Raw genomic sequence first — 3327 nt, 5'->3', positions numbered from 1 at the left:
GTTCTTTAAAAATTTGGGTATGTGATAGAAAGATAGACTGAACGTTACTTTCACTGGTAACGGATCAGGCTAAGGTAAAATTTGTGAGTGACTCTTAAGAGTTTTGCGAATTTTCGGCGAATGTCGTCTTCACAGTATAACCAGATTGCTTGGGGTTATATGGTCAAGTGAAGAAGCGCATACGGTGGATGCCTTGGCAGTCAGAGGCGATGAAAGACGTGGTAGCCTGCGAAAAGCTTCGGGGAGTCGGCAAACAGACTTTGATCCGGAGATGTCTGAATGGGGGAACCCAGCCATCATAAGATGGTTATCTTGTACTGAATACATAGGTGCAAGAGGCGAACCAGGGGAACTGAAACATCTAAGTACCCTGAGGAAAAGAAATCAACCGAGATTCCCTTAGTAGTGGCGAGCGAACGGGGACTAGCCCTTAAGTGGCTTTGAGATTAGCGGAACGCTCTGGAAAGTGCGGCCATAGTGGGTGATAGCCCTGTACGCGAAAATCTCTTAGTCATGAAATCGAGTAGGACGGAGCACGAGAAACTTTGTCTGAATATGGGGGGACCATCCTCCAAGGCTAAATACTACTGACTGACCGATAGTGAACTAGTACCGTGAGGGAAAGGCGAAAAGAACCCCGGAGAGGGGAGTGAAATAGATCCTGAAACCGTATGCGTACAAGCAGTGGGAGCCCACTTTGTTGGGTGACTGCGTACCTTTTGTATAATGGGTCAGCGACTTATTTTCAGTGGCGAGCTTAACCGAATAGGGGAGGCGTAGCGAAAGCGAGTCTTAATAGGGCGTCTAGTCGCTGGGAATAGACCCGAAACCGGGCGATCTATCCATGGGCAGGTTGAAGGTTAGGTAACACTGACTGGAGGACCGAACCGACTACCGTTGAAAAGTTAGCGGATGACCTGTGGATCGGAGTGAAAGGCTAATCAAGCTCGGAGATAGCTGGTTCTCCTCGAAAGCTATTTAGGTAGCGCCTCATGTATCACTGTAGGGGGTAGAGCACTGTTTCGGCTAGGGGGTCATCCCGACTTACCAAACCGATGCAAACTCCGAATACCTACAAGTGCCGAGCATGGGAGACACACGGCGGGTGCTAACGTCCGTCGTGAAAAGGGAAACAACCCAGACCGTCAGCTAAGGTCCCAAAGTTATGGTTAAGTGGGAAACGATGTGGGAAGGCTTAGACAGCTAGGAGGTTGGCTTAGAAGCAGCCACCCTTTAAAGAAAGCGTAATAGCTCACTAGTCGAGTCGGCCTGCGCGGAAGATGTAACGGGGCTCAAACCATACACCGAAGCTACGGGTATCACGCAAGTGATGCGGTAGAGGAGCGTTCTGTAAGCCTGTGAAGGTGAGTTGAGAAGCTTGCTGGAGGTATCAGAAGTGCGAATGCTGACATGAGTAACGACAATGGGTGTGAAAAACACCCACGCCGAAAGACCAAGGTTTCCTGCGCAACGTTAATCGACGCAGGGTTAGTCGGTCCCTAAGGCGAGGCTGAAAAGCGTAGTCGATGGAAAACAGGTTAATATTCCTGTACTTCTGGTTATTGCGATGGAGGGACGGAGAAGGCTAGGCCAGCTTGGCGTTGGTTGTCCAAGTTTAAGGTGGTAGGCTGAGATCTTAGGTAAATCCGGGATCTTAAGGCCGAGAGCTGATGACGAGTTACCCTTTGGGTGACGAAGTGGTTGATGCCATGCTTCCAAGAAAAGCTTCTAAGCTTCAGGTAACCAGGAACCGTACCCCAAACCGACACAGGTGGTTGGGTAGAGAATACCAAGGCGCTTGAGAGAACTCGGGTGAAGGAACTAGGCAAAATGGCACCGTAACTTCGGGAGAAGGTGCGCCGGTGAGGGTGAAGGACTTGCTCCGTAAGCTCATGCCGGTCGAAGATACCAGGCCGCTGCGACTGTTTATTAAAAACACAGCACTCTGCAAACACGAAAGTGGACGTATAGGGTGTGACGCCTGCCCGGTGCCGGAAGGTTAATTGATGGGGTTAGCTAACGCGAAGCTCTTGATCGAAGCCCCGGTAAACGGCGGCCGTAACTATAACGGTCCTAAGGTAGCGAAATTCCTTGTCGGGTAAGTTCCGACCTGCACGAATGGCGTAACGATGGCGGCGCTGTCTCCACCCGAGACTCAGTGAAATTGAAATCGCTGTGAAGATGCAGTGTATCCGCGGCTAGACGGAAAGACCCCGTGAACCTTTACTATAGCTTTGCACTGGACTTTGAATTTGCTTGTGTAGGATAGGTGGGAGGCTTTGAAGCGTGGACGCCAGTTCGCGTGGAGCCATCCTTGAAATACCACCCTGGCAACTTTGAGGTTCTAACTCAGGTCCGTTATCCGGATCGAGGACAGTGTATGGTGGGTAGTTTGACTGGGGCGGTCTCCTCCTAAAGAGTAACGGAGGAGTACGAAGGTGCGCTCAGACCGGTCGGAAATCGGTCGTAGAGTATAAAGGCAAAAGCGCGCTTGACTGCGAGACAGACACGTCGAGCAGGTACGAAAGTAGGTCTTAGTGATCCGGTGGTTCTGTATGGAAGGGCCATCGCTCAACGGATAAAAGGTACTCCGGGGATAACAGGCTGATACCGCCCAAGAGTTCATATCGACGGCGGTGTTTGGCACCTCGATGTCGGCTCATCACATCCTGGGGCTGAAGCCGGTCCCAAGGGTATGGCTGTTCGCCATTTAAAGTGGTACGCGAGCTGGGTTTAGAACGTCGTGAGACAGTTCGGTCCCTATCTGCCGTGGACGTTTGAGATTTGAGAGGGGCTGCTCCTAGTACGAGAGGACCGGAGTGGACGAACCTCTGGTGTTCCGGTTGTCACGCCAGTGGCATTGCCGGGTAGCTATGTTCGGGAAAGATAACCGCTGAAAGCATCTAAGCGGGAAACTTGCCTCAAGATGAGATCTCACTGGAACCTTGAGTTCCCTGAAGGGCCGTCGAAGACTACGACGTTGATAGGTTGGGTGTGTAAGCGCTGTGAGGCGTTGAGCTAACCAATACTAATTGCCCGTGAGGCTTGACCATATAACACCCAAGCAATTTGACTACTCGAAAGAGCATCAGATTGCGGTGTGTGAAGACGCAATGAACCGAAAGTTCGCGATGCTCACAAAACACCTGTATCACATACCCGATTTGCTGAAGCGAGGCCAACAGGTCACGAGTCAGTACCCGAATTTCTTGACGACCATAGAGCGTTGGAACCACCTGATCCCATCCCGAACTCAGAAGTGAAACGATGCATCGCCGATGGTAGTGTGGGGTTTCCCCATGTGAGAGTAGGTCATCGTCAAGATTA

2 rRNA genes are annotated in these 3327 nt (G+C 51.2%); both read left to right on the top strand.

Annotation, left to right across the window (positions count from 1 at the left end):
• Positions 1 to 161 precede the first annotated feature (161 nt).
• A 23S ribosomal RNA gene (locus NTD85_RS22540) occupies positions 162 to 3053 on the top strand.
• Positions 3054 to 3208: 155 nt separating this feature from the next.
• A 5S ribosomal RNA gene (gene rrf, locus NTD85_RS22535) occupies positions 3209 to 3324 on the top strand.
• Positions 3325 to 3327: the final 3 nt, after the last annotated feature.

This window comes from Pseudomonas sp. 13B_3.2_Bac1 (assembly GCF_025466205.1).
In the GTDB taxonomy this organism is placed as follows: domain Bacteria; phylum Pseudomonadota; class Gammaproteobacteria; order Pseudomonadales; family Pseudomonadaceae; genus Aquipseudomonas; species Aquipseudomonas fluorescens_H.
Note: the sequence above shows the minus strand (reverse complement) of the source record. Positions and strands in the feature narration are given on the sequence as shown.